The organism is Gordonia sp. VNK1 (genome assembly GCF_040049135.1).
In the GTDB taxonomy this organism is placed as follows: Bacteria; Actinomycetota; Actinomycetes; order Mycobacteriales; family Mycobacteriaceae; genus Gordonia; species Gordonia oleivorans.
Genome location: NZ_JBDZDJ010000066.1, coordinates 1 through 1,090, shown reverse-complemented (window position 1 = coordinate 1,090; position 1,090 = coordinate 1). Strand labels below are relative to the sequence as shown.

Genomic DNA, 1,090 nt, shown 5'->3' with positions numbered 1-1,090 from the left:
GGCGACACCCCACAGGTAGTCCCCGCCGATGCGTGTTCGCCACCGCTCGCCGACGTCGAGGCCGTGGTGCGACAACTCTCGCGACACCTGCGGGACCACTCGTCCTCATACCTCCCGCGCGCCGATAAGGCGGGTCGTCCGACGACGTAGACTCCCCGGGTTCTCAACCACGGTGCAGGATCGAGTTTGGGTCCATCTTGCTGCCACACCTTGTAGTGCAGGTGTGGGCCGGTGGAGTAGCCGCGGTTTCCTACCGTTGCGATCTGCGCGCCGGCCAGGACTCGCCGGTGCCGGTCGCGGCGTCATCATGTGGGTGCCGCCGCGGCGGTGGCTGGTGTGGTGGCGGTACCGACCACGCTGGCGGCATCCGGTGTCGTCGCGGCGATGGTGATCGCGATGTGTGTGTAGCCGAGGCAAACCCGGGCGGGTCGGGCCGCTAGGGGTTGTTGAGAAGCTGCTGCATCCTGGCGATTTCACTTTCCTGGTCAGTGACGATCTGGCGTGCCAGCGCGATCGCCTCGGGCGATTGGCCGTCTTGAATCTCGGTCTTGGCCATGGCGATGGCGCCGCGGTGGTGTTCGATCATCTGGGTCAGGAACAGGCGCGACGCCTCGGCGCCTTGCGCGTCGCGTAGCTGCTGCATCTGTTCTGGCGACATCATGCCCATCATCGACGGCATCGGGGAGGTACCCGGTGCCATCGAGGTACCCATGTCCATGTTGTGCCCCTGGCCCTCGAGTGGGGCTCCCCATTGCTTCAGCCACGACTGCATCTGCTCGATCTCGGGCTGCTGAGCGTCTTTGATCTGCTGGGCCAGACTGACGACCTGGGGGTTGATGTTGTCCTTCTCCAACAGGATGTCGCTCATCATGATCGCCTGGGTGTGGTGCGGGATCATCTGCTGGGCGAACGAGATGTCCGCGCTGTTGTGTTCGGCAGAGGCCGCCGCTGACGATTCGGTACTGACCGTGCTGGTACCCATCCCCGACATCGAGGAATGATCCTCAGTCGAGGTGTCCGAACACGCGGCCACCACTGTCAGAACAGCCGCCGCGGCAGCAACGACGACACCGGTTCGTGTGACTCTCAT

The 1,090-nt window shown here is 64.5% G+C and carries 1 protein-coding gene and 1 pseudogene; both read right to left on the bottom strand.

Annotated elements, in window-relative coordinates; translation table 11 throughout:
• Positions 1–143: 143 nt before the first annotated feature.
• Positions 144–287: pseudogene (locus ABLE94_RS26335) on the bottom strand (M23 family metallopeptidase); the annotation flags it as partial.
• A 149-nt stretch (positions 288–436) separates the two neighbouring features.
• Positions 437–1,090, bottom strand: a 654-nt coding sequence (locus ABLE94_RS26330; RefSeq protein WP_006438341.1) for a DUF305 domain-containing protein, incomplete at its 5' end; no start/stop codon positions are given.